Raw genomic sequence first — 1,021 nt, 5'->3', positions numbered from 1 at the left:
AATGCCCTGAGAAACAAACAGGTACAACTGGGCGGTGATGATGGTACTGGCGGCAGGATCGGGCAACTGTTTCGTGATCAGGCCCGTCTGGAATATCAGATTGAAATCCGGGAAGTATCCATGGCGACAAGGACCGAAGCTCTGAGGGCTGCCAGGCAAGCTGTTGTGAATGATGACAGCCCCTTCCAGTACTCGCCAAAACAAGCAGAAGTTCTGGACGCTATCCACAAATTCACGCAGCAGCATTCTCTCAAAAAACAAGCTCTGGAAGCCTCACTGGGTCTGGCAGAATTAGCAACAGAAAGCGGTAAGTTTATACAGGACTCTAACTTTTTCGATTTTGACGATGAATTCGCACCGGTCCGCCTGCGGGCATTGACAGGAGATGGTCTGGCGTTTGATCAGGCCAGTCGGATCGTGGAAGTCTTCAGGAACCTGAAGACGACCTTCCCGGACCTCCCTTCCGAGCCTATAGAACATCAGCCTCTGAATGTATTGCAAACTATCGATAAGCTGAAAATAATGGCCAGAAATGAGCTGAAAACGGGGGCTCAACAATACGACGACGAAATACACGGCATGGGTGCAGCAGCCATTCACCACATCGAGCATGAACCAGGGAATCTGAAAAGCTTCTCAGACTACTTCGCTACCCATTCTGCCAGTGCTAAAAAGATTATCGCTCTGCTGCGCGAAGGTCTGATCAGCAAGATTGAACTTGAGCACTACATGAAGTCCTTCAGAGGTATCAACGATTATCAGACAGTGGATGAATTTGAACACTTCCTTGGTTATAAACATGGCATCAAGCTGCCTGAGTTCAAGAAGGTCGTCCAGATGCTGTCCGACGAGGGTATTAAGGAATTCATGCAGAGTGCCTTTAATCCTGTGACCTTGACCACCACCAACCCCGCGGGTATGAAAGAGTCTGTTGCCGGCATGAAAGACTACGCCGCTGCGATCATCGCCAACTACGTTCTTGACGATATTGCCTTTGAAAATGGCCGCAGAACGGCAGCAT

General features: G+C 49.5%; 1 protein-coding gene. It reads left to right on the top strand.

Annotated elements, in window-relative coordinates; translation table 11 throughout:
* Positions 1-1,021: hypothetical protein (locus KDK17_RS06220; RefSeq protein ID WP_257287615.1), on the top strand; the 1,021-nt coding region annotated here is incomplete at both ends.

The organism is Endozoicomonas sp. SESOKO2, from assembly GCF_024606245.1.
Classification (GTDB): Bacteria; Pseudomonadota; Gammaproteobacteria; order Pseudomonadales; family Endozoicomonadaceae; genus Endozoicomonas_A.
Note: the sequence above shows the minus strand (reverse complement) of the source record. Positions and strands in the feature narration are given on the sequence as shown.